The sequence below is a fragment of the Pseudomonas sp. CFBP2511 genome, assembly GCF_030209255.1.
GTDB classification, from domain to species: domain Bacteria; phylum Pseudomonadota; class Gammaproteobacteria; order Pseudomonadales; family Pseudomonadaceae; genus Aquipseudomonas; species Aquipseudomonas avellanae.
In genome coordinates, this window is record NZ_JARVSI010000047.1 from 1 (window position 1) to 22,069 (window position 22,069).

19 protein-coding genes are annotated in these 22,069 nt (G+C 58.1%); 12 read left to right on the forward strand and 7 right to left on the reverse strand.

The window, feature by feature from the left end; genetic code table 11:
- Positions 1–159: 159 nt before the first annotated feature.
- The 4 genes from QRN38_RS27855 to QRN38_RS27870 all read right to left on the reverse strand — a co-directional run bounded on the left by QRN38_RS27855 (position 160) and on the right by QRN38_RS27870 (position 4,978).
- The gene (locus QRN38_RS27855; protein ID WP_007247550.1) at positions 160–1,347 is read right to left on the reverse strand and encodes an AMP-binding protein; all 1,188 of its coding nucleotides are present in this window, start codon (positions 1,345–1,347) and stop codon (positions 160–162) included.
- A 93-nt stretch (positions 1,348–1,440) separates the two neighbouring features.
- On the reverse strand, positions 1,441–2,805 hold the full coding sequence (locus QRN38_RS27860; protein ID WP_057419236.1) for an MATE family efflux transporter: 1,365 nt from the start codon (positions 2,803–2,805) through the stop codon (positions 1,441–1,443).
- Positions 2,806–3,006: 201 nt separating this feature from the next.
- Positions 3,007–4,332 carry an OprD family porin gene (locus QRN38_RS27865; protein ID WP_057419237.1) on the reverse strand — a complete coding sequence of 442 codons (1,326 nt, stop codon included), beginning with the start codon at positions 4,330–4,332 and terminating at the stop codon, positions 3,007–3,009.
- A 421-nt stretch (positions 4,333–4,753) separates the two neighbouring features.
- Positions 4,754–4,978, reverse strand: coding sequence for a hypothetical protein (locus QRN38_RS27870; protein ID WP_017698872.1), 225 nt, complete (start codon positions 4,976–4,978; stop codon positions 4,754–4,756).
- A 216-nt stretch (positions 4,979–5,194) separates the two neighbouring features.
- On the opposite strand from QRN38_RS27870, the gene QRN38_RS27875 reads away from it, so the two are divergent.
- Both QRN38_RS27875 and QRN38_RS27880 read left to right on the forward strand, forming a co-directional pair.
- Positions 5,195–5,524 carry a DUF2790 domain-containing protein gene (locus QRN38_RS27875; protein ID WP_003373363.1) on the forward strand — a complete coding sequence of 110 codons (330 nt, stop codon included), beginning with the start codon at positions 5,195–5,197 and terminating at the stop codon, positions 5,522–5,524.
- A 278-nt stretch (positions 5,525–5,802) separates the two neighbouring features.
- Positions 5,803–7,062: a cation:proton antiporter gene (locus tag QRN38_RS27880; protein WP_005763524.1), complete on the forward strand. Its 1,260-nt coding sequence runs from the start codon at positions 5,803–5,805 to the stop codon at positions 7,060–7,062.
- Here the strand turns inward: QRN38_RS27880 and QRN38_RS27885 are convergent, their stop codons facing one another.
- Complete coding sequence (locus QRN38_RS27885; RefSeq protein WP_005763522.1) at positions 7,063–7,962, reverse strand: AraC family transcriptional regulator; 900 nt, start codon at positions 7,960–7,962, stop codon at positions 7,063–7,065.
- Positions 7,963–8,243: 281 nt separating this feature from the next.
- Here QRN38_RS27885 and QRN38_RS27890 point away from each other — a divergent pair, with 281 nt between their 5' ends.
- From QRN38_RS27890 to QRN38_RS27900, 3 genes are all read left to right on the forward strand, one after another.
- On the forward strand, positions 8,244–9,560 hold the full coding sequence (locus QRN38_RS27890; RefSeq protein ID WP_057419238.1) for an ABC transporter substrate-binding protein: 1,317 nt from the start codon (positions 8,244–8,246) through the stop codon (positions 9,558–9,560).
- Positions 9,561–9,599: 39 nt separating this feature from the next.
- Complete coding sequence (locus QRN38_RS27895; RefSeq protein ID WP_057419239.1) at positions 9,600–10,373, forward strand: L-iditol 2-dehydrogenase; 774 nt, start codon at positions 9,600–9,602, stop codon at positions 10,371–10,373.
- A 123-nt stretch (positions 10,374–10,496) separates the two neighbouring features.
- Positions 10,497–11,321 carry a DeoR/GlpR family DNA-binding transcription regulator gene (locus QRN38_RS27900; protein WP_005737391.1) on the forward strand — a complete coding sequence of 275 codons (825 nt, stop codon included), beginning with the start codon at positions 10,497–10,499 and terminating at the stop codon, positions 11,319–11,321.
- A 100-nt stretch (positions 11,322–11,421) separates the two neighbouring features.
- On the opposite strand, the gene typA is transcribed toward QRN38_RS27900, so the two are convergent.
- Both typA and thiI read right to left on the reverse strand, forming a co-directional pair.
- A complete protein-coding gene (gene typA, locus QRN38_RS27905; RefSeq protein ID WP_005737390.1) occupies positions 11,422–13,242 on the reverse strand; it encodes a translational GTPase TypA in 1,821 nt (606 codons plus the stop codon).
- A gap of 142 nt (positions 13,243–13,384) precedes the next feature.
- Complete coding sequence (thiI, locus tag QRN38_RS27910) at positions 13,385–14,839, reverse strand: tRNA uracil 4-sulfurtransferase ThiI (RefSeq protein WP_003380207.1); 1,455 nt, start codon at positions 14,837–14,839, stop codon at positions 13,385–13,387.
- 335 nt (positions 14,840–15,174) lie between these two features.
- On the opposite strand from thiI, the gene glnA reads away from it, so the two are divergent.
- The 7 genes from glnA (at position 15,175) to ntrC (ending at position 21,896) form a co-directional block, all read left to right on the forward strand.
- Positions 15,175–16,581 (forward strand): glutamate--ammonia ligase, encoded by a 1,407-nt coding sequence (gene glnA / locus QRN38_RS27915; RefSeq protein WP_005763515.1) that lies wholly within the window; start codon positions 15,175–15,177, stop codon positions 16,579–16,581.
- Positions 16,582–16,744: 163 nt separating this feature from the next.
- Positions 16,745–17,158 (forward strand): cupin domain-containing protein, encoded by a 414-nt coding sequence (locus tag QRN38_RS27920; protein WP_057419240.1) that lies wholly within the window; start codon positions 16,745–16,747, stop codon positions 17,156–17,158.
- Positions 17,159–17,286: 128 nt separating this feature from the next.
- A complete protein-coding gene (locus tag QRN38_RS27925; protein ID WP_024678543.1) occupies positions 17,287–17,844 on the forward strand; it encodes a chorismate mutase in 558 nt (185 codons plus the stop codon).
- Between the two features lie 78 nt (positions 17,845–17,922).
- Entirely contained in the window at positions 17,923–18,465 is a 543-nt protein-coding gene (locus QRN38_RS27930) for a DUF4124 domain-containing protein (protein WP_081025540.1), read from the forward strand.
- Positions 18,466–18,476: 11 nt separating this feature from the next.
- Positions 18,477–19,094 carry a DUF4124 domain-containing protein gene (locus QRN38_RS27935; RefSeq protein ID WP_057416257.1) on the forward strand — a complete coding sequence of 206 codons (618 nt, stop codon included), beginning with the start codon at positions 18,477–18,479 and terminating at the stop codon, positions 19,092–19,094.
- A gap of 283 nt (positions 19,095–19,377) precedes the next feature.
- On the forward strand, positions 19,378–20,463 hold the full coding sequence (gene glnL, locus QRN38_RS27940; protein WP_003380201.1) for a nitrogen regulation protein NR(II): 1,086 nt from the start codon (positions 19,378–19,380) through the stop codon (positions 20,461–20,463).
- Positions 20,460–21,896: a nitrogen regulation protein NR(I) gene (gene ntrC, locus QRN38_RS27945; RefSeq protein ID WP_002555721.1), complete on the forward strand. Its 1,437-nt coding sequence runs from the start codon at positions 20,460–20,462 to the stop codon at positions 21,894–21,896. Before glnL ends, ntrC begins: the two co-directional genes overlap by 4 nt.
- Positions 21,897–22,069: the final 173 nt, after the last annotated feature.

Consider the following 22,069-nt stretch of genomic DNA (forward strand, 5'->3'; position numbering starts at 1 on the left):
TTACCGCTCATCGAACTGCGATTGCAGGAGGTGGGCTGACCATACATTTGCCTACGACATCCTCTGCCGCCTGACGCAGGAAGCCTCGCCTCGCAAACTGCACCCACACAGCCCAAAGACCCCGTCGGTGCAGCCTGTTCATGCTTTCACATCAGCCATTCAATTCCTGCGGTCAATGATGTAGAGCATTTTGCCTCGCTCCGAGACGGCGTAGTCTCTGGCATCCTTGCGCACAACCAGCACGCTGCCCTGGTCTTTCTGATAGGCCTCGTTGATGTCCGGAATATCGGCGATGGCTGTTTCGATTCTGGCGCGTTCATCTTCGTTGACTTCCGAGGCCTGAACGAAAACGGTCACCAGTTCTTTGCGCGCATCAGTCACTGACAGGTGAACCTGGATTTCCAGCGTGCGGCCCAGTGTCTGTTTGATCGCTTGTTGAATGATGCCCAGACCAATGAGGTTGCCCATGAAGTTGAAGCTCATGTCCTCCCGCTGGATGTCAGTCAAATAGAGCTTGTCGCCTTTCAGCGAAAGCGTTGCGGTGTCTCCCAGGCGATACCGGAGCAGCGGTGTGAAGTTCTCGCGGGTCAACGAGGTGATGAGGATGCTGTCGCCTTCTTTCTCGATGAAGTATTTGTCGGAAAGAAACTCGTATTCGGTGTGGCAAGGGCTGTTGGTGAAACCCAGAATGCCGCCCTCGGAACTGCCATATACGCCGACGATGGAGACCTGTTCGCCAAAGGCTTCCCTGATGATTTTCTTCTGAAAGGTTTTCAGGCCCTCGCCATTGAAGACGACCTTTTCGATATCGATGTGCACACCGTGCTGCTGCATGGCATCGATGAACTGCAGGATGGTCGAGGGTACGCCGAGCAGTACGTTGAGCTTGATCGAGTTGAGCGCCTCGAAGTGACTCTTGGTCAGCAGGGTGATATCGCCTACGGACACCACATGCGCACCGCAGTTACCGGCCATCATGGTGGTGATGTTGTTCAGGGCAGAAAACAGGTTGATGGTGAACAGGTTGGCGCAGCGATCACCGGGTTGAATGAAACCATTGCTGCGGAAGACGTTGGAGCGGGAACTGTCTTCATCGACTTCACAGTCGTAGTAGTAATAACAGCGTTTGAGGTTGCCGCTGGTGCCACTGGTAAAGCCGATCAGGCAGTTGCGCTCGTTGCGCTCAAGGCAGCGTTCGGTTTGTGCCGCGAAGCCTTCCTTGTCCATGATCGGTACGTGGGTTCTGAAGTCCTGGTAGGTGAAACCTTCAAAATCGTTGTTCTGGTGAGTTTTAGCGGCAGTATTGGAAATTCTGCTCCATTCCTTTTCTACATCGTAGGCAGTCATGAGAGTCCTCTATAGTCCATTTTTTTGATTATCTGTACGACCTGCCCACCCGTCAGCAGCGAAGGGCGGACAAAGCGTGGGCTATGAGTTACCTCAATGGCGAGATCGGTTCCCTGTTAGGTCGAGCTTGTTGCCTATCCGCTTTTTCATGAGCAGATGCGCCACCCAGCAGGCACAAAAGGCCACTATGGTGTTGCCCAGCAGTTGCCCGAGCATGACACCGACACTGCCGAATGCCTGTGCGCCATACCACACGAACGGCACCGTTCCCAGGCTGGCCCGCAGCCAGCCAAACAACGTCACGTACATCGGTCGACCTGCGCTGAGAAAGATAGACGTGGCAATGAACTGGAGCCCGATCAGCGTCCAGAGAAGACCGCCCCATCGACAGAACGCGGAGAAAACAACCAGGCCTTCGCCGGAAACATGGAACAGTCTGGCCAACGGCTCAGCAAGAAGAATCAGCAACAGCGAGGTGGTTGCCCCGTAGCCGATCAGCAACCCGTACGTGGTTTTTACGGCTTGCGAGACGCGGGCGGTGTTCATTGCGCCGAGGTTTTGTCCCAGTATCGGAATCAGCGCGCCGGGCAAGGCAAACACCACGCAAAACGCTACCTGAATGACCCTGTCGATCACCCCGATCGCCGCCAGCGCCTGTGCACCGAATGGCGCCATCGCAGCCATTACGTAGGCCATGCCCACCGGTGTCGCCAGGTTTCCGATCACCGCGGGCACGGCAGTTCGACCGATAATGCTGATGTCGCCTGACAGGTGCGTCAGGCTGACCCGACAGGTCAGGCGGGCGACACGGTGGACGTAATAAAATCCCAGGCACGCCGATACCAGGCTCGATATCAGGTAGGCGACCCCCGCACCCGCCAGGCCCAGATCGAACACGATGATAAGCAGCGGGTCGGCGATTGCGACGGCAGCAGTCGCAGTCAGCAGGGTCCACATCGCCTGTTTGCCGAACCCTGCACTGCGCAGTATCTGCACGCACAGTTGCTCGACGGCAACCAGCACCGAGGCCGGAAGGGTTAGCCAAAGGTACTCGCGCGCCGCGGTGAAACTACTGCCCTCGCCGCCCAGCATTTGTATGGCTGAATCCAGAAATATCAGCTCAAGCCCAGCGCAACAGACAGTGGCAATGATGCCCAGCAGCAAGCCGCTGCTGGCGAGCCGTCTGGCCTGATCCGGCACGCCACTGCCCAAGGCTCTCGACACGGTTGAAGAGACTGCCACGGCGATGCCAAGAATCATCGAGATAATGAAAAACATCAGAGTCTTGGCCACCGCGAACGCGGCCAGCAAACTGTCGTCGCGCAGCATCGCGATATAAACCACGGTCAGCACTTCGATCAGAAAGATCGACAACAGGCTGGTCGCACTGGTGCTGGTCATGAACACAACATGCCGCAACACCGAGCCCTCGGTGAAGACTGCTTTGGTAACCGCCATTGACCCTTCTCTTCCCGTTGAACGCCATCGCCGATTTTCAGATGAGCATCGGCAGTGCAGCACCCCGGACTATTGAGCGCTCACTGAGTGACCGAAACAACGTTGCAGTTCCGGAAAGTTTACGGGCAAGAACCATCGCACAACGAAAAAGCGCCCCGAAAGGCGCTTTGACTGATGCTGCTGTTGAAGTGTGATACGCGGTCAGAGCACGCTCAACGGATACTCCATAATCACCCTTACTTCATCCAGATCCGATTCAAACGCTGTAGCGCGAGTATTGGCCTGGCGAACGCGCAGGGACAGGTCTTTCAACGAGCCGGTCTGCACGATGTATTTGGCTTCGATGTTGCGCTCCCAACGCTTCTGATCGGTCAGCGGGTTACCTTGTGCGTCGCGGCGCATGTAGGTGCTGTTGGCGTTGGAGTAGTCGGCGTCGGTGCCTTTGCCGTAACGGGTCATGAATGACAGGCCGGGAACGCCATAAGTGGACATGTCGAGGTTGTAGGTGACCATCCACGAGCGCTCTTTGGGTGAGTTGAAGTCGCTGTACTGGATGGAGTTGGCCAGGTAGATGGAGTCGGACTGCCTGAGGTAGTCGAAATCGTCATCACCCTGGTTGCGCTGGTGCGAGAGCGACAGGGTGTGCGCGCCGTATTGCAGGGCGACTTTTGCACTCCAGATATCGTTGTCGAATTCGCCGAGCAGCTTTTTGCCTTCGTCGGTGGCGTTGTAATAGTTCAGGCTGCTGGTCAGCGACAGTTCATCGGGGAGTGGCAGAACGTAAGACGCCGAGGCGTATTTCTGATCCCAGGCGTCTTTGAGTCGGCTGGTGTAAAGGCCAAGGCTCAGCCTGTCGGTGGCCTGATAGTCACCGCCGAAGTAGGCAACCCACGGAGAGTCGACGGCACCGCCGTAGAATGTGACGAAACCGTCGCGCATGTTGCTGGAGACCGGCTGGCTCATGGAGTGCAAGCGACCGCCTTGCAGGGTCAGGCCCTCGAAGCTGTTGTTGATCGCCGTGACGCCGCGAAAGCTTTCCGGCAGCAGGCGAGAGTCGCCGAAAGCAACCACTGGTGTGGACGGGAAAACATCACCTACGTTCACGACGGTGTCGAAGGCACGGGCTTTCAGTGAGCCGCCGACTTTGGTGTATTCGTCACGGGCGCTGCCGTCCCCATCGACCGGCATTACGTCGAACGGGCTGCGCCCGCCGTTGCGTCCGTCACCGGTGTCGAGCTTGATGCCGATCATGGCAAAGGCATCGACGCCAACGCCGAAGGTGCCTTGGGTAAAACCGGACTGGAATCGCCCGATGATGCCGTGCGCCCACGCTTCGGAATAACCATTGCCGGTAGGGCTGGACTCGCCGTTGCGGTGGTCTCGGTTCATGTAGAAGTTGCGGTTGAGTACGGTCAGCGTGCTGCCTTCGATGAAGCCTTCTTTCTGCTCGTCGGCAAATACGGCAGCCGGTGCGACACCTGCGAGTGTCGAACACAGGGCCAGTGAGAGTGTTTTAAGTTGAGTCATGTGCGCTCCGTCTGATCGGCAGATTGTTATAAACATGTCGGCCTGGCTATTTTTATAAACCCGAGCGCTGCCAGTGGGGCACAATCTTGAAGTGGCGAAGATAACGCCAAGGTGACAGCCAGATTACAAATAGGTAATGAAGCACACGACGGCGTGTGTTTATTCAATAAAATGAAACATGCCTTGACCCGCGCAACCCGGCACTCAAGATCGAACACGGAGCGTCCAGAACGGCATGCGACGCAGCACGTCGCACGAGAGTCAAACCGCGTTGTGTATACCGCTGAGCGTGGGGGCGATGGCCCGTGGCGGAAATAAAAAAAAGCGCCCCGCAGGACGCTTAAAGATTCGCCCCGTCCAAAGGAGCAGGGAGCTGCTACAAAGGGCGAATGGGGGTGCAGCGGGTCGGGCATCAAAGGCATCAGCCTTCGGACTTGGTCGACCGCTCGGCCTTGGCGTTGTCGTCTGTATTGACGTACTGCTCGGCTTTATTGCTGCTGTTCTGTTCGTTGAAACGCAATTCCTGCGCCAGACGCATCTTGTCAGCGGCGATGCTTGCGTACTCGTTACCGTCGTCGGCGAAGGCTGCAGTGGCGGACAAGGCAGCTACGGCGAAGACCATCGACTTGATCAGTTTCATCATCATTACCTCTTGGGTGTGTAAGGGGTTCCTTAAGAGCGCGGTGCTCGTCAGGGATGAAACAAGCTTATGCCAGGGCAGCTAACAGGAAGGTGAGCAGAGAATGACAATACTGTTAGAAAGCTGACATTTACCAGATTACCGATTTGTAATGTTTCAGCCACTTTCTGGTTAGCACACACTTGTTAAGGTTAAGCCACATTCAAACGGAGACAAAAGAAAATGCGCACAGCCAAATCGTTGTTACTTGCTCTGGTTATCCTTTCGCCACTGAGTGCTTTCGCTTACACCACTGATGAAGTCAAAGCCACTACCGTGATTAAAGAGCACCAGGCCAGCGTACAGAAGTACGCCGCTATTCATAACAAGCCGATGCCTGAGATCAAGGAATACAAGTACGGCATGAAGCTGGACGTTGCCAAGGTCATTCGCAAATCCCCGGATCTGCAGACCTGTAGCGTGATGCCCAAGCTGATGACCTACGAGGACTCCAAAGGCAAGCTGAACACCGTGCAGTATCAGATCCTGAGCGGGTGCAGAAACAGCCAATGATTCTGAACCTGCCAGGGAGGCCACCCACCGTTACATCCCCCGTCAGCCCGGACCGTTATCCGGGCTGACTTTTTTATATGTGCCCCCCCCCGACACTCCTCGCTTACAACCCGCCAGACCGTTTATTCCCGCCTTTTTTGCAACATCACCGTCTTTGCGTGGTCAACGCAGACCCTGCTGTGTCGCATCGCCATGTGCCTGGACACCGCCCCGGTCCATCAAACACAGGCTCGGTTACGGTGATCGAGAAACTGCAATTACGGATTTTGGAATAACGGATGCTTGAGCTCGCTGCTGGTTTTATCTGCCTCACCTCGCTGCTGACCTATGTGAATTATCGTTTTATCGGTCTGCCCCCCACCATCGGCGTAATGGTCACTGCGCTGATGTTCTCGTTGCTGCTGCAAGGCCTGAGCTTTCTGGGCTATCCCGGCCTGGAAGATCGCGTCCAGCAGTTGATCGGTCAGATCGACTTCGGCGATCTGCTGATGAACTGGATGCTGTCGTTCCTGCTGTTCGCCGGGGCGCTGCACGTAAACCTTGCCGACCTGAAGAGCTATCGCTGGCCCATCGGCCTGCTGGCAACGTTTGGTGTGTTGATTGCCACCACCGTCATCGGCGCGCTGGCTTACTGGATTTTTGCCCTGTTCGGCTGGCACGTCAGCCCGCTGTACTGCCTGCTGTTCGGCGCGCTGATCTCGCCCACCGACCCGATTGCGGTGCTCGGCGTGTTGCGGACCGCCAATGCGTCCAAGCCGCTGAAAACCACCATCGTCGGTGAATCACTGTTCAACGACGGCACGGCGGTTGTGGTGTTCACCGTGTTGCTGGGCATTGCGCAACTGGGCGAGACGCCTACTGTAGGCGAAACCGCGCTGTTGTTTGTTCACGAAGCGGTGGGCGGTGTGCTGTTCGGCGGGCTGATCGGCTACGCCGTGTACCTGATGATCAAGAGCATCGAGCAGTATCAGATCGAAGTCATGCTGACGTTGGCGCTGGTGATCGGCGGCTCGGCAATGGCTTCGGAGCTGCATGTGTCCGGCCCTATCGCGATGGTCGTGGCCGGGCTGATCATCGGTAATCTGGGGCGCAATCTGGCGATGAACGACATGACCCGTCGCTACATGGACGGTTTCTGGGAGTTGCTGGATGACATGCTCAACGCATTGCTGTTTGCGCTGATCGGCATGGAGCTGTTGCTGCTGCCGTTCTCGTGGCAGCACTTGATTGCCGCCAGCCTGCTGGCCGTGGCGATTCTGCTCTCGCGCTTTGTCACCGTGGCCCCGGCCATTCTGCTGCTGCGTCGCTGGCGCAAGGTGCCGCACGGCACCATCCGCATTCTGACCTGGGGCGGTTTGCGCGGCGGCGTCTCGGTAGCGCTGGCGCTGGCCCTGCCCAACGGGCCGGAACGCGACTTGCTGTTGAGCATCACCTATATCGTGGTGTTGCTGTCGATCCTCTTTCAGGGCCTGACCATCGGCAAGCTGGTGAATGCAGTCACTCGCGAGCCACAGGCGAAAGACCCGGCAGGTCACTGATCAGACGAGGGCAGCGGCGCGCCGGTATTCACTGGGCGTCTGCTGCATTTCCACGCGAAAGTGCCGGTTGAAGTTGGACAGGTTGGCGTAACCGACTTCAAAGCAGATGTCTGACACCGACATCTCGCTTTGCAGCAGCAACCGGCAAGCCCGCTGAACGCGCAGTTTGCGCATCAGATCAATGAAACAGTGGCCGGTGGTGCGCTTGAAAAAGCGTGAAAAGCCCGGATCACTCATGTCCAGCCGTTGCGCGATGACCGACAGGCGAACATCACTGGTCAATTCGGTCAGCAGATAATCGAACGCCTTGTTGATCCGCTCGGAACTGCGCGCATCCAGCGTCGGTGCATAACAGGCGCTGGCCAGCAGGTGAGCGTCCTGGGTGGGCGCTTTCATCAGTGTGTTGACCAGTTGCAGGAACAGAATCAATCGCTCCAACCCCTGAGCCGGGCCAATCTGTTCAAGCAGTTGCGCCGCCTGCACCGCCGTTTTGCCAGTGAACTCCAGCCCACGACGCGCCTGCTCGAACAGACGCTGCAAGTCACCCACTTCCGGCAATGTGCCACGCAGCGCCAGCAACGCCGCGCCGTCGAACTGCAACACCACGTCACGCCCGGCCAGATGCTCGCCGGGAGCCAAGTCGCCGATCCAGTCGTGGGGCAGATCGGGGCCGATCAGTGCCACATGACCGGCACCGAACTCGCCGATGTAATCACCGGCGACCAGCCTGCCGCTACCCTGGCGGATCAGATGGATTTCAAATTCGGGGTGGTGGTTCCAGCGCGCCAGCGAGTAGGGATAGTCGTGCTCATACCAGCGAAAGCAATGATCGGGCTGCGGGAGGATGACCTCAAGCTCGGCGGGACGCTGCTCGAACAAGGCAGCTCGGCTGTCAGGCATGGATTGCGCCTTTTATCGTTATGAATGCTCTGTGCACGTACAAACATACGCCCTCCCGTTCGCCCAGCGCTAGCTCGCGATGAGGCCGGCGCTGGTACTTTTTTGCTTTCAGACCGCCAGGCAGGCTTCGGTTAAAAAAGTATCAGTCGAGCGTTCCTGCTGCGTTTGTTCACCCGCGCACAGGCTGCTGTAATCGGCTCGTCCATCAAGGCCGCTCAGCCGTGGTCAACAACAAAAACAATAGCTCCCGCCGAACAAGGCGCGCAGTGGAGAGCACTACGATGAATATCCACAAAGCACTTTGCCTGTCCGCAGGTGTGTCTGTCGCCCTCATCAGCCTTGCCAGTCAGGCCGTCGAAACCGTGACCATTGCCACCGTGAACAACGGCGACATGATCCGCATTCAACGCCTGTCGAAGATCTTCGAACAGCAGCACCCTGATATCAAACTCAACTGGGTGGTGCTGGAAGAGAACGTTTTGCGCCAGCGCCTGACCACCGACATTGCCACACAGGGTGGCCAGTTCGACGTGCTGACCATCGGCACCTACGAAACCCCGCTGTGGGGCGCCAAGCAGTGGCTGGAGCCGATCACCGACCTTGCGCCGGAATACGACCTGGAAGACATCTTTCCCTCGGTGCGTCAGGGCCTGTCGGTCAAAACCACCCTCTACGCCCTGCCGTTTTATGGCGAAAGCACGATCACCTATTACCGCACCGACCTGTTCAAGCAAGCGGGCCTGAGCATGCCGGAGCGCCCGACCTGGACGCAGTTGGGCGAGTTCGCGGCAAAGCTTCATCAGCCTGACAAGGGCGTGTACGGCATGTGCCTGCGTGGCAAGGCGGGTTGGGGTGAGAACATCGCGCTGCTCAGCACCATGGCCAACGCGTTCGGCGCGCGCTGGTTCGATGAACACTGGAAGCCCGAGCTGAACAGCCCGGAATGGGCTAACGCTGCGAACTTTTACGTCAACACCCTGAAAAACTATGGCCCGCCGGGCGTATCGAGCAACGGTTTCAACGAAACCCTCGCGCTGTTCAATAGCGGCAAATGCGCCTTGTGGGTGGACGCCAGCGTGGCGGGCTCCTTCACCACCGACAAGGAACAGAGCAAGGTGGTCGACAGCGTCGGCTTTGCGCCTGCGCCGGTTGAAGTGACCGACAAAGGTTCTTCATGGCTTTACGCCTGGTCGCTGGCGATACCGGCCACCTCCAGGCACAAGGATGCGGCCAAGGCATTTATTACCTGGGCGACGTCCAAAGCGTATATCCAGTTGGTCGCCGAGAAGGACGGCATCACCAATGTGCCGCCTGGTACCCGGACCTCCACCTACAGCGAGGCCTACCTCAAGGCTGCGCCGTTCGCCAAAGTCACGTTGCAGATGATGCAGCACGCCGACCCTGCACAACCCTCGGCCAAGCCTGTGCCTTATGTCGGCATTCAATACGTGACCATTCCGGAGTTCCAGGCCATCGGCACCTCGGTCGGCAAGCTGTTCTCGGCCGCTGTGACCGGGCAAACCACCACTGAACAAGCCCTCACTGCCGCACAGGCCGTCACCGAACGCGAGATGAAGCGCGCCGGTTATCCAAAGTAAACCGGCAGTTCTCACACTTATTGGACGGATGATGAACCCATGAAACGACTTGAAGGTAAAAGCGCGCTGATCACCGGATCGGCGCGGGGCATTGGGCGGTCTTTTGCGCAGGCTTACATCCGCGAAGGGGCCAGCGTGGCCATTGCCGATATCAATCTTGAGCGTGCACAAGCCACAGCAATCGAACTGGGGCCGAACGCTTATGCGGTCAGCATGGACGTGACGGATCAGGCGTCCATCGATCAGGCCATCGCCGCCGTGGTGGCGCAGACCGGCAAGCTGGATATCCTGATCAATAACGCGGCGCTGTTCGATCTTGCACCGATTGTGGATATCACGCGTGACAGCTACGAGCGGCTGTTTTCGATCAATGTCGCGGGCACGCTGTTCACCTTGCAGGCAGCGGCAAAGCAGATGATTGCTCAGGGCCACGGCGGCAAGATCATCAACATGGCCAGCCAGGCCGGCCGGCGTGGTGAAGCGTTGGTGGCGGTGTATTGCGCGACCAAGGCTGCGGTGATCAGCCTGACGCAATCGGCCGGGCTGGACCTCATCAGGCACGGTATCAATGTGAATGCCATCGCCCCTGGCGTAGTCGATGGCGAGCATTGGGATGGCGTGGACGCGATGTTCGCCCGCTATGAAAACCGCCCGCTGGGCGAGAAAAAGAAACTGGTCGGCGAGCAGGTACCCTACGGACGCATGGGCACCGCGGAGGACCTGACCGGCATGGCGATTTTCCTGGCCTCGGCCGACAGCCAATACGTGGTCGCCCAGACCTATAACGTCGATGGTGGCAACTGGATGAGCTGAGGTAAACGGGCTGCCGAGATGAGCCGAACCGCGCAAAAAGCCCAGTCGCCGCTTCCATTGCCGAGGCGATTGGCTAAGATGCGCGGACCGCCTGTTGTCTTGGCGGCTCATCAAGGAGCACGAATGTCCACTGAAGAGGAGATCGCCATTTCTGGCGGTACACCTATGATCCCCGATCAGCGCCGGGAGCTGATGCTGCGTCAGTTGCGCAAGCATCAGGTACTCAGCGTTCATCAGTTGATGGAGATGTTCGACTGCTCGCACATGACCATCCGCCGCGACATCGCTCAGCTGGAGCAGGAAGGCCGGGCCTATTCGGTCACCGGTGGCGTGCGCATCGCCAGCCAGGTGCACAGCGAGCCCAGCCATCAATCCAAAGCCGTGGTGGAACTGCCGCACAAGCAAGGCATGGCGCGGCTGGCAGCAGGTTTGCTGCACCCGGACATGACGATTTACCTGGACGCAGGCACCAGCACGCTGGAAATCGTGCCGCACATTATCGCGCTGTCAGGCATGACCGTGGTGACCAATGATTTCGGCGTGGTCAACGCACTGGCCGATGCTGCGCATGTGGATGTGATTCACACCGGCGGGCTGCTCGATCACCCGAACCGCTCCAGTGTTGGCGGGTTGGCGGCCGCAACGTTGCGGCAATTGGCAACCGACGTGGCGTTCATGTCCACCAGCTCGTGGGACTTGCAGCGCGGTACCACGACGCCGTCGGCCTTGAAAGTCGAGGTCAAGCAGGCCGCCATGCAATCAGCCTCGCAAACGGTGTTGGTCGCCACCAGCTCCAAATACGGCACCTTCGGCATGTACAAGGTGGCCGGGCTGGATCAGTTCGACACCATCATCAGCGACGCAGCCTTGGCTGAAGCCGCAGCCGACGGCATTCGCAAGCAGCGCATCGAGTTGCTGCTGGCCCCCGTGGGCGGTCGCTCAAAGTAGAGGTGGCCGCACTGGCTGATGCCAGAAGCCACAAATGGCAGGCGTAAAAAAACCCGGTCTCGCGACCGGGTTTTTTGTGTCTAGCCGACTAACCGATTACTCAGTTGCCCGACTTCTTGGCAGCGCGGGTACGCTCGCTTTCGCCAAGGATTTTCTTACGCAGGCGAATCGACTTTGGAGTCACTTCGCAGAGTTCGTCTTCTTGTACGAACTCCAGCGCTTGTTCCAGAGTGAAACGGATAGGCGGAACCAGAGCGATGGTTTCGTCTTTACCGGAAGCACGCATGTTGTCGAGCTTCTTGCCTTTGGTTGGGTTTACACCCAGGTCGTTGTCGCGGCTGTTGATGCCGACGATCTGACCTTCGTACACGTCTTCGCCATGGCCCAGGAACAGCTTGCCACGGGCTTGCAGTGTTTCCAGGGAGTAGGTCAGTGCCTTGCCGGTAGCAACCGAAACCAGAACGCCGTTCTGACGGCCGGACATGTCGCCAGACTTCATCACGTCGTAACGGTCGAAGATGCTGGTCAGAATGCCTGCGCCGGAAGTCAGGGTCAGGAATTCGTTACGGAAACCGATCAGGCCACGAGCAGGGATGTTGTATTCAAGACGAACACGGCCCTTGCCATCCGGAACCATGTTGGTCAGGTCGCCCTTACGGATACCGATCTGCTCCATGATCGAACCCTGGGATTCTTCCGGCAGGTCGATGGTGACGTTCTCGAACGGTTCGTGCTTGACGCCATCAACCATGCGGATGATCACTTCAGGACGACCAACACCCATTTCGAAGCCTTCGCGACGCATGGTTTCGATCAGTACCGAGAGGTGCAGCTCACCACGGCCGGAGACCTTGAACTTGTCGGCGGTGTCGCCTTCTTCAACGCGCAGGGCAACGTTGTACAGCAGTTCTTTGTCCAGACGTTCCTTGATGTTACGGCTGGTGACGAACTTGCCTTCTTTACCGCAGAAAGGCGAGTCGTTTACCTGGAACGTCATGGAAACGGTAGGTTCGTCAACGGTCAGCGGCTTCATCGCTTCAACGTTCTGTGGGTCGCACAGGGTGTCGGAGATGAACAGCTCTTCGAAGCCGCTGATGCAGACGATGTCGCCGGCAGCTGCTTCTTCGACGTCTACACGGTGCAGACCGTGGTGACCCATCAGTTTCAGGATACGACCGTTACGGCGCTTGCCGTTGGCGTCGATAGCCACAACCTGGGTGTTTGGCTTGACCTTGCCGCGAGCAATACGGCCAACGCCGATGATGCCCAGGAAGCTGTTGTAGTCCAGTGCCGAGATTTGCATCTGGAACGGGCCGTCACGGTCAACGGCAGGTGCCGGAACGTTGTCGACGATGGACTGATACAGCGGGGTCATGTCTTCAGCCATTTCGGTGTGGTCCAGACCGGCAATGCCGTTCAGGGCCGAGGCGTAGACGACTTTGAAGTCCAGCTGTTCTTCGGTAGCACCCAGGTTGTCGAACAGGTCGAAGATCTGATCCAGAACCCAGTCCGGACGCGCGCCTGGACGGTCAACCTTGTTGATGACCACGATTGGACGCAGGCCGGCTTCGAAAGCCTTCTTGGTCACAAAACGGGTTTGCGGCATAGGGCCGTCCTGGGCATCGACCAGCAGCAGTACGGAGTCAACCATCGACATCACGCGCTCTACTTCACCACCGAAGTCGGCGTGGCCCGGGGTGTCCACGATGTTGATGTGGTAGCCATTCCAGTTGATCGCGGTGTTCTTCGCGAGAATGGTAATACCGCGCTCTTTTTCCTGGTCGTTGGAGTCCATCACGCGCTCATCGTTGAGCTCGCCGCGCTCCAGAGTGCCGGATTGACGCAGGAGTTTGTCTACCAGGGTGGTCTTACCATGGTCAACGTGAGCAATGATGGCGATGTTGCGTAGATTTTCGATCACTTGTGTATCTCGATCAGAGGATTCGGTCTGCTGACTGTTTACAGGCAGCGATTACTATTTCGAGTCGGCAAAAGCCGTTACGGCATGACGACTGGTGTCGGGGGGCCGGTGACGCAAGCCACAGGCAAACAGCCCCGGGCACTTAGCTCGGTCGATAAACGCGCACATTGGCATGCCCCTCACTGAGCAAATGGTGAGCATGCAGGCGACTCATGACGCCTTTGTCGCAATACAAAAGGTACTGGCGCGTGTCATCCAGTGCCTTGAAACGGCTGTTCAGTGCGTAGAACGGCAACGTCTGTATCTCCACGCCGGGCACTTGCAGCGGCTGGTCTTCCTGGGCATCCGGGTGACGGATGTCGATGATGACCTGGCCGGCCAGCGCCTGGCTGACTTCTTCGATGTCGATATTGCGGCTCAGATCGTCGATGACCCGATCGATCGAAACCAGCTTGGCGCGCTCGAGCGCCTGCTCGAGAATCGCCATGTCGAACTGTTGTTCTTCGTACTCAACGCGATTTCGCTTGGCGTTGGTCTTCGGGTTGACCGAAATCACCCCGCAATACTCGGGCATGTGCCGGGCAAAATCGGCAGTGCCGATTTCAGTCGCCAGGTCCACGATGTCCTGCTTGTGGGTTGCAACCAGCGGTCGCAACACCAGTTTGTCGGTGGCCGCGTCGATCAGCGACAGGTTCGGCAGTGTCTGGCTGGCAACCTGTGAAATCGCTTCGCCCGTCACCAGCACGTCGATTTCGAGACGATCAGCCACAGCGGATGCAGCGCGTAACATCATACGCTTCAAAACTACACCCATATGACTGTTATCGACTTTCTGCAGAATTTCTCCGAGAACTTCCTCGAAAGGCACGCTGACAAACAGCACACGCTGCGAACTGCCGTACTTCTTCCAGATGAAATGCGCGACTTCCATCACGCCCAGTTCATGGGCACGACCGCCCAGATTGAAGAAGCAGAAGTGCGCCATAAGGCCGCGGCGCATGATCTGGTAGGCCGCAACGGTCGAATCGAACCCGCCGGACATCAATACCAGGGTCTGCTCCAGCGCGCCCAAAGGGTAGCCGCCCATGCCCTTGTGCTGGTCATGAACAACAAACAACCGTTGGTCGCGAATTTCCATCCGCACGACCAGATCGGGCTTTTTCAGCTCGATTCCGGCCGCGCCGCATTGCATGCGCAACTGGCTGCCGACGTATTTTTCGACGTCCATCGAGCTGAAATCGTGACGACCGGCGCGTTTGCAGCGCACTGAAAACATCGTGCCCGGCAACAGATCGGCGTAGTGCAGTTTGCACTTGGCGACCACGTCATCCATGTCGCCCAGCGGGTACTCGGCCACCTGCAGAAAGTTGGCAATCCCCGGCATGCAGCTTAGCCGGTCCCTTATGCCCTGCAGCACTTTGGGGTCGGTCAGACGGGTTTCGACCTCAAGGTTGTCCCATACGCCACCCACGACAATGTCCGCGTCCAGTTCACGGAGCACGGTACGAATGTTCTTGCCCAACTGCCGGATGAATTTCTTGCGCACCGGCGGGCTTTTGATGGTGATTTCTGGGAAAACTTTAACGATTAGTTTCATGGAAACAGAGCGTGAGGTGCCGACTGAAAAAGGGGGGCGCGGATTATAGCGGAAATTGCTCAACGTTTAACCAGTTATCGTACACGCAATCGTCGACGCACCAAAAAGAGTCAGCACAACAAATGACGGCGCCATAACGGTGCGCGATTTTCCCGGAAGACGCGTTTTCATCCCCTGAAAGCCGGCTTTTGAAGCAAAAAACCCAACTCGGGGCACTGGCATGCAAATTGCTCCCTTGTGAGGCAGGTTGCCTTGGCAGAATACTCGCGCCGGCATCACCCAAATTCAAGGGACCCAGCCTATAGAAGGCGGTCCTTAGCCACCCGGAGGACACCATGTCGAAGTCGGTTCAACTCATCAAAGATCATGACGTTAAGTGGATTGATCTGCGCTTCACGGACACTAAAGGTACGCAGCACCACGTGACCATGCCAGCTCGCGATGCGCTGGAAGACGACTTCTTCGAAGTCGGCAAGATGTTCGACGGCTCCTCCATCTCTGGCTGGAAAGGCATCGAAGCCTCCGACATGATCCTGCTGCCGGACGACGAAACCGCAGTTCTGGATCCGTTCACCGAAGAGCCGACCCTGATTCTGGTGTGCGACATCATCGAACCGTCGACCATGCAAGGTTACGACCGTGACCCACGCGCCATTGCTCGTCGCGCCGAGGAATACCTGAAGTCCACCGGTATCGGTGACACCGTATTCGCAGGTCCGGAGCCAGAATTCTTCATCTTCGACGAAGTGAAATTCAAATCCGACATCTCCGGTTCCATGTTCAAGATCTACTCTGAACAAGGTTCGTGGATGTCCGACCAGGACGTGGAAGGCGGCAACAAAGGCCACCGCCCTGGCATTAAAGGTGGTTACTTCCCGGTTCCGCCGTTTGACCACGACCACGAAATCCGTACCGCCATGTGCAATGCTCTGGAAGAAATGGGCCAGACCGTTGAAGTTCACCACCACGAAGTGGCGACCGCTGGCCAGAACGAAATCGGCGTGAAGTTCAATACGCTGGTCAAGAAGGCTGACGAAGTTCAGACCCTGAAGTACGTTGTTCACAACGTTGCTGACGCTTATGGCCGCACTGCGACCTTCATGCCAAAGCCTCTGTACGGTGACAACGGTTCGGGCATGCACGTGCACATGTCCATCGCCAAAGATGGAAAAAACACCTTCGCAGGTGAAGGCTATGCCGGTCTGTCCGACATCGCGCTGTACTTCATCGGCGGCATCATCAAGCACGGTAAAGCCCTGAACGGCTTCACCAACCCGGCAACCAACTCCTACAAGCGTCTGGTTCCAGGCTTCGAAGCCCCGGTCATGCTGGCCTACTCGGCACGTAACCGCTCTGCCTCGATCCGTATTCCTTACGTCAACAGCCCACGCGGCCGTCGTATCGAAGCACGCTTCCCGGATCCGGCAGCCAACCCGTACCTGGCCTTCGCGGCTCTGTTGATGGCTGGCCTGGACGGCATCCAGAACAAGATCCACCCTGGCGACGCAGCTGACAAAAACCTGTATGACCTGCCGCCTGAAGAGGCCAAAGAGATCCCACAAGTTTGCGGCAGCCTGAAAGAAGCGCTGGAAGAACTGGACAAGGGCCGTGCGTTCCTGACCAAAGGCGGCGTATTCAGCGACGACTTCATCGACGCTTACATCGCACTGAAAAGCGAAGAAGAAATCCGCGTTCGTACCTTCGTACACCCACTGGAATACGAGCTGTACTACAGCTGCTGATCCAGCCGCGCCAGCATTGATGGCGTAACAAGAGACCTCCTTCGGGAGGTCTTTTCGTTTGTGCACAGATTTTTTGTTTTTGTGCGGTAGCGGGATACCGAATGACCAGAAAAATACCGGGCAAACTTCTGGCTTGAATCCCAACCAGCAAGGCCAACCCCCCATGACACGCAGACTCCTGACCGCAGCAACCTTACTAGTACTGACGGGCAGCGCCATTGCCCAACAGGCAGCACCCAGCGTCGAATCCCGCGTCCTGCTGAAAAGCAAAACTTCCTGGGACGGCACGCCTTACACCTCCTATCCCGAAGGTCAGCCTGAACTGACCCTCCTGAAAATCAACATTCCTGCCAACACTGCGCTGAAATGGCATAGCCACCCGATACCCAACGCCGCCTATGTGGCCTCGGGTGAAATCACCGTAGAAACCCGGGACAGCAAAAAAGAGATTCGCCTGAAAAAAGGCGATGCTCTGGCGGAGATGGTAGACATCATGCACCGCGGCAAGACGGGCGATACACCGGTAGAACTCATCGTCTTCTACGCAGCCACAGAGGCAACGCCCTTGTCGCAATAGCCTCGCAGCAGCCCGTCAGTTGAGTGCAGCCTTTATGCAGCGTGAAGCTTTTTTCATTCACGGGCACTGGCTGCATACCAGCCAACTGAGCTTAACTCTGCACCTGTCCGCCCATAGATGGAGTAAATATGCGCCTGCTTCTCGCCACTTCCCTGCTGACCCTGACGTGCATGTCTTCCTGCTTCGCTTTCGCTGCCGAGCAGAAGCCTTCGGCTATCGAGCCATTGTTGCAAGCGATCAGCGAGCGTCTGACCATCGCCGATCAGGTTGCCCTGAGCAAATGGGACAGCGGCAAGGCCGTCGAAGACCCGCCGCGTGAGCAACAAGTCATCAGCGCCGCGCAGGCACGTGCTGCCGAGTTCAAGCTGAACCCCGACGATGTTCAGCGCTTGTTCCGCGCGCAGATCGAGGCCAACAAGCAAGTACAGAACGCCCTGCTTGCCCAATGGCATGCAGCAGGCAAAGCCCCTGATACAACCAGACTGAGCCTGGTAGACGACATCCGCCCGAAACTCGACCGGCTGCAAACCCAGTTGCTGCAGGCGTACGCCGCCTTCCAGCCACTGCGCAAGAGCGAGGACTGCAAGGTCCAGCTGGATGCCGCGCTGAAGCGTTACCAGACCGACGCCATTCATGATCAGGCGCTGGTATTGGCCACCGCTGATCTTTGTGCGGCAAAACGCTGAGACATCAGGCGGGTAGCGCAGCATGGGGCGATGTGTTCTATGCTGACGGCCACTTGTGCCATTGCTGTCGAGAGTCTCATGCGTCAAAGCCTGATTTGCCTGCTGCTGTTGATCAGCCTGCCTGCCCTGGCGCAGATCTATAAATACACCGATGCGAATGGCAACACGGCGTTCAGCAATCAGCCCCCCAACGGCACCAAAACCGAAGTGGTCGAGCTGCCGCCGCTCAACAGCATCGAAAAGCAGACGCCTGCCAGACCGGTCGTGAACAGCGCGCCGCAAAGCGCGCCCGAACCGACGCAGCAGCAGTCGCAACCGCTCACCGGCTACGACGTACTGGAACTGACCGATCTGCCCACCGACGAGGCGTTACGCGCCAACAATGGCACGTTCATCATCGGCGTGAAGATTCAGCCGCGCCTGCAACAGAACCATCGCCTGCAACTGCTGCTGGACGGCAATCTGTACGGGCAGCCCTCCAATCTGCCGCGCTTTCAGGTGGTCAATGCAGACCGCGGCGAGCACAGCTTTGCGGTGGTGGTGAAGGACGGCGAGCGGATCGTTCAGCAGAGTGAGACCATCACCCTGACCATCCAGCGCGTGCACCTCGGCAAACCATGAACAGACACAGGATGCGTAGCGTGCTGGCCTGGCTGGTGCTGCTGATGGCGCTGCCCGCCGCTGCCGACGTTTATACCTACATTGATGCGCAGGGTAATCGGGTGTTTACCGACCAGCCGCACAAGAATGCCAAACGCGTGGACATCCCGCCCAGCAACAATATGACCGGCACCCCGCCGACCAAAACCTTGAAGGCGCACCCCGCAAAACCCGCCGTGCAGCCGATGTTTCACTATCAGTTGCTGAGAATTCTGGTGCCAGAGCCCGACGCCACGCTGGTCAATCCCAGTGGCGACCTGATCGTGACCGTCACCAGCGAACCGGTGCTGCAACCGGGCCACAGCTATCGGCTGCTGCTCGATGGTGTTGCCGTCGGCCAGGCCGGACGCAGCCCGGTGTTCCCGCTGAGCAATGTGGATCGTGGCACGCATCAGCTGTCGGTCGAGATTTTCGACGAGATGGGTCGCGTTCTGGAAAAGACCCCGAACCAGCCGTTTCATCTGCAGCGTATTTCTCTGTCGCAAAAACGCGCGACCCATCCGTGCAAGGACGAGGACTACGGGGTGCGTCCAGAATGCCCACTCAAGGACAAGCCCGAGCCCAAAAGCAGCATCCTGCCTTTCTTCTGATCCCTCTAGAACCGATAGCACCTTTTTGGTGCACACATTGAACGCATACGCAACAATACAGCCCAATTTGGTTCAGGATTGCGCTTGAGAGAGCGCCGTATGCGGGCACGTTCGCCAAAAACGATCCGCTTTTGCAGATAAAGCGCTTCTTTTCGGAGCCTTGGTTTGTTTTTTGCAACTTCACTGATACAGCACCGTATGGGTGGCTTTGCTCCTGCTGGCGCAGGCCTGCCAGCACCAGCATTGCGCGACTGCAATGTGCCAAAAGAGGTCAATACGATTCATGACTATCAGCGACGCGCTGCACAGACTGTTACTGGATAACCTGACCACTGCCACCATTCTGCTCAACGCCGACCTGCGACTTGAGTACATGAACCCGGCAGCGGAAATGCTCCTGGCCATCAGCGGGCAGCGTAGCCATGGGCAATTCATCAGCGAGCTGTTCACCGAGTCGGCTGAGGCACTGAGTTCGCTGCGTCAGGCAGTGGAACAGGCACACCCGTTCACCAAGCGCGAAGCGATGCTCACCGCACTGACCGGTCAGACATTGACTGTCGACTATGCCGTGACGCCCATCCTCAGCAAGGGCGATACCCTGCTGCTGCTTGAAGTGCATCCGCGTGACCGACTGTTGCGCATCACCAAGGAAGAAGCCCAGCTGTCCAAGCAGGAAACCACCAAAATGCTGGTGCGCGGTCTGGCTCACGAAATAAAGAATCCGCTCGGCGGCATTCGCGGCGCTGCGCAATTGCTGGCCCGCGAACTGCCCGAAGAAAGCCTCAAGGATTACACCAACGTCATCATCGAAGAGGCCGACCGCCTGCGTAATCTGGTTGACCGCATGCTGGGCTCCAACAAGCTGCCGTCGCTGGCGATGACCAACGTGCACGAAGTGCTTGAACGGGTGTGCAGCCTGGTGGAGGCCGAGAGCCAGGGCTGCATCACGTTGGTGCGTGACTATGACCCTAGCATTCCCGACGTTTTGATCGACCGCGAGCAGATGATCCAGGCGGTGCTCAATATCGTGCGTAACGCCATGCAGGCCATCAGCGGCCAGAACGAACTGCGTCTGGGCCGGATCACCATGAGAACCCGCGCCATGCGCCAGTTCACCATCGGGCATGTGCGCCACCGACTGGTGAGCAAGATCGAAATTATCGACAACGGCCCGGGCATCCCGGCCGAGCTTCAGGAAACCATTTTCTATCCGATGGTCAGTGGCCGCCCGGACGGCACAGGGCTCGGTCTCGCCATTACCCAGAACATCATCAGCCAGCACCAGGGCCTGATCGAGTGTGACAGCCATCCCGGCCACACCACGTTCTCGATCTTCCTGCCGCTGGAACAAGGAGCAGCTTCGACATGAGCCGTAGTGAAACTGTCTGGATCGTAGACGACGATCGTTCGATCCGCTGGGTACTGGAAAAAGCCTTGCAACAGGAAGGCATGACCACACAAAGCTTCGACAGCGCCGACGGGGTGATGAGCCGTCTGGCCCGTCAGCAACCGGACGTGATCATTTCCGACATTCGCATGCCCGGTGCCAGTGGTCTGGACCTGCTGGCGCGGATTCGCGAGCAGCATCCACGTCTGCCGGTGATCATCATGACCGCCCATTCAGACCTGGACAGCGCTGTGGCGTCGTATCAGGGTGGTGCTTTCGAGTACCTGCCCAAGCCATTCGACGTTGACGAAGCTGTCTCGCTGGTCAAGCGCGCCAATCAGCACGCTCAGGAACAGCAAGGCCTGGACGTCGCACCCACGCTGACCCGCACCCCTGAAATCATTGGCGAAGCGCCAGCGATGCAGGAAGTGTTTCGCGCCATCGGGCGTCTGAGCCACTCCAACATCACCGTGTTGATCAACGGCGAATCGGGTACCGGTAAAGAACTGGTCGCTCACGCCCTGCACCGCCACAGCCCACGCTCGGCTTCGCCGTTTATTGCGCTGAACATGGCGGCGATTCCGAAGGATTTGATGGAATCAGAGCTGTTCGGTCACGAGAAAGGTGCCTTCACCGGCGCGGCCAACCTGCGTCGCGGTCGCTTTGAACAGGCTGATGGCGGCACGCTGTTTCTCGATGAAATCGGCGACATGCCGGCCGACACCCAGACCCGCCTGCTGCGCGTGCTGGCCGATGGCGAATTTTATCGGGTTGGCGGGCACACGCCGGTCAAAGTCGATGTGCGGATCATTGCCGCGACTCACCAGAACCTGGAAACCCTGGTGCAGGCCGGGAAATTCCGTGAAGACTTGTTTCACCGTCTGAACGTGATCCGTATTCATATCCCGCGCATGTCGGACCGTCGCGAAGACATCCCGACCCTGGCCAAACACTTCCTGAGCCGCGCCGCGCAGGAACTGGCGGTCGAACCCAAGCTGCTCAAAGCCGAGACCGAGGAATACCTCAAGCATCTGCCGTGGCCGGGCAACGTTCGTCAGTTGGAAAACACTTGCCGCTGGATCACCGTCATGGCCTCGGGCCGTGAAGTGCACATCAGCGACCTGCCGCCGGAACTGCTCAGCCTGCCGCAAGACGCCGCACCGGTTACCAACTGGGAACAGGCGCTGCGTCAGTGGGCCGATCAGGCGTTGTCGCGCGGTCAGTCCAGCCTGCTGGACAGCGCGGTGCCGACCTTCGAGCGGATCATGATCGAAACCGCCCTCAAACACACCGCCGGTCGCCGCCGCGACGCTGCTGTGCTGCTGGGATGGGGCCGCAACACCTTGACCCGCAAGATCAAGGAACTGGGCATGAAAGTCGATGGCGGGGATGACGACGAGGCTGATGAGGGCTGAGTGGTTATATGATGGTCGTTGGTGCCAATGCTCCGCATTGGCATGCATTTCGAAACACTCTGCGCCGCGCCTACTATTCAAGGCAGGACGCAGAGCGCCCAGAACTGCATTCCCACGCGGTGGACTGCCCCCCGGAAGTTGGACAGTTTTAGCTTGCCGCCTGAGTCCTGTAT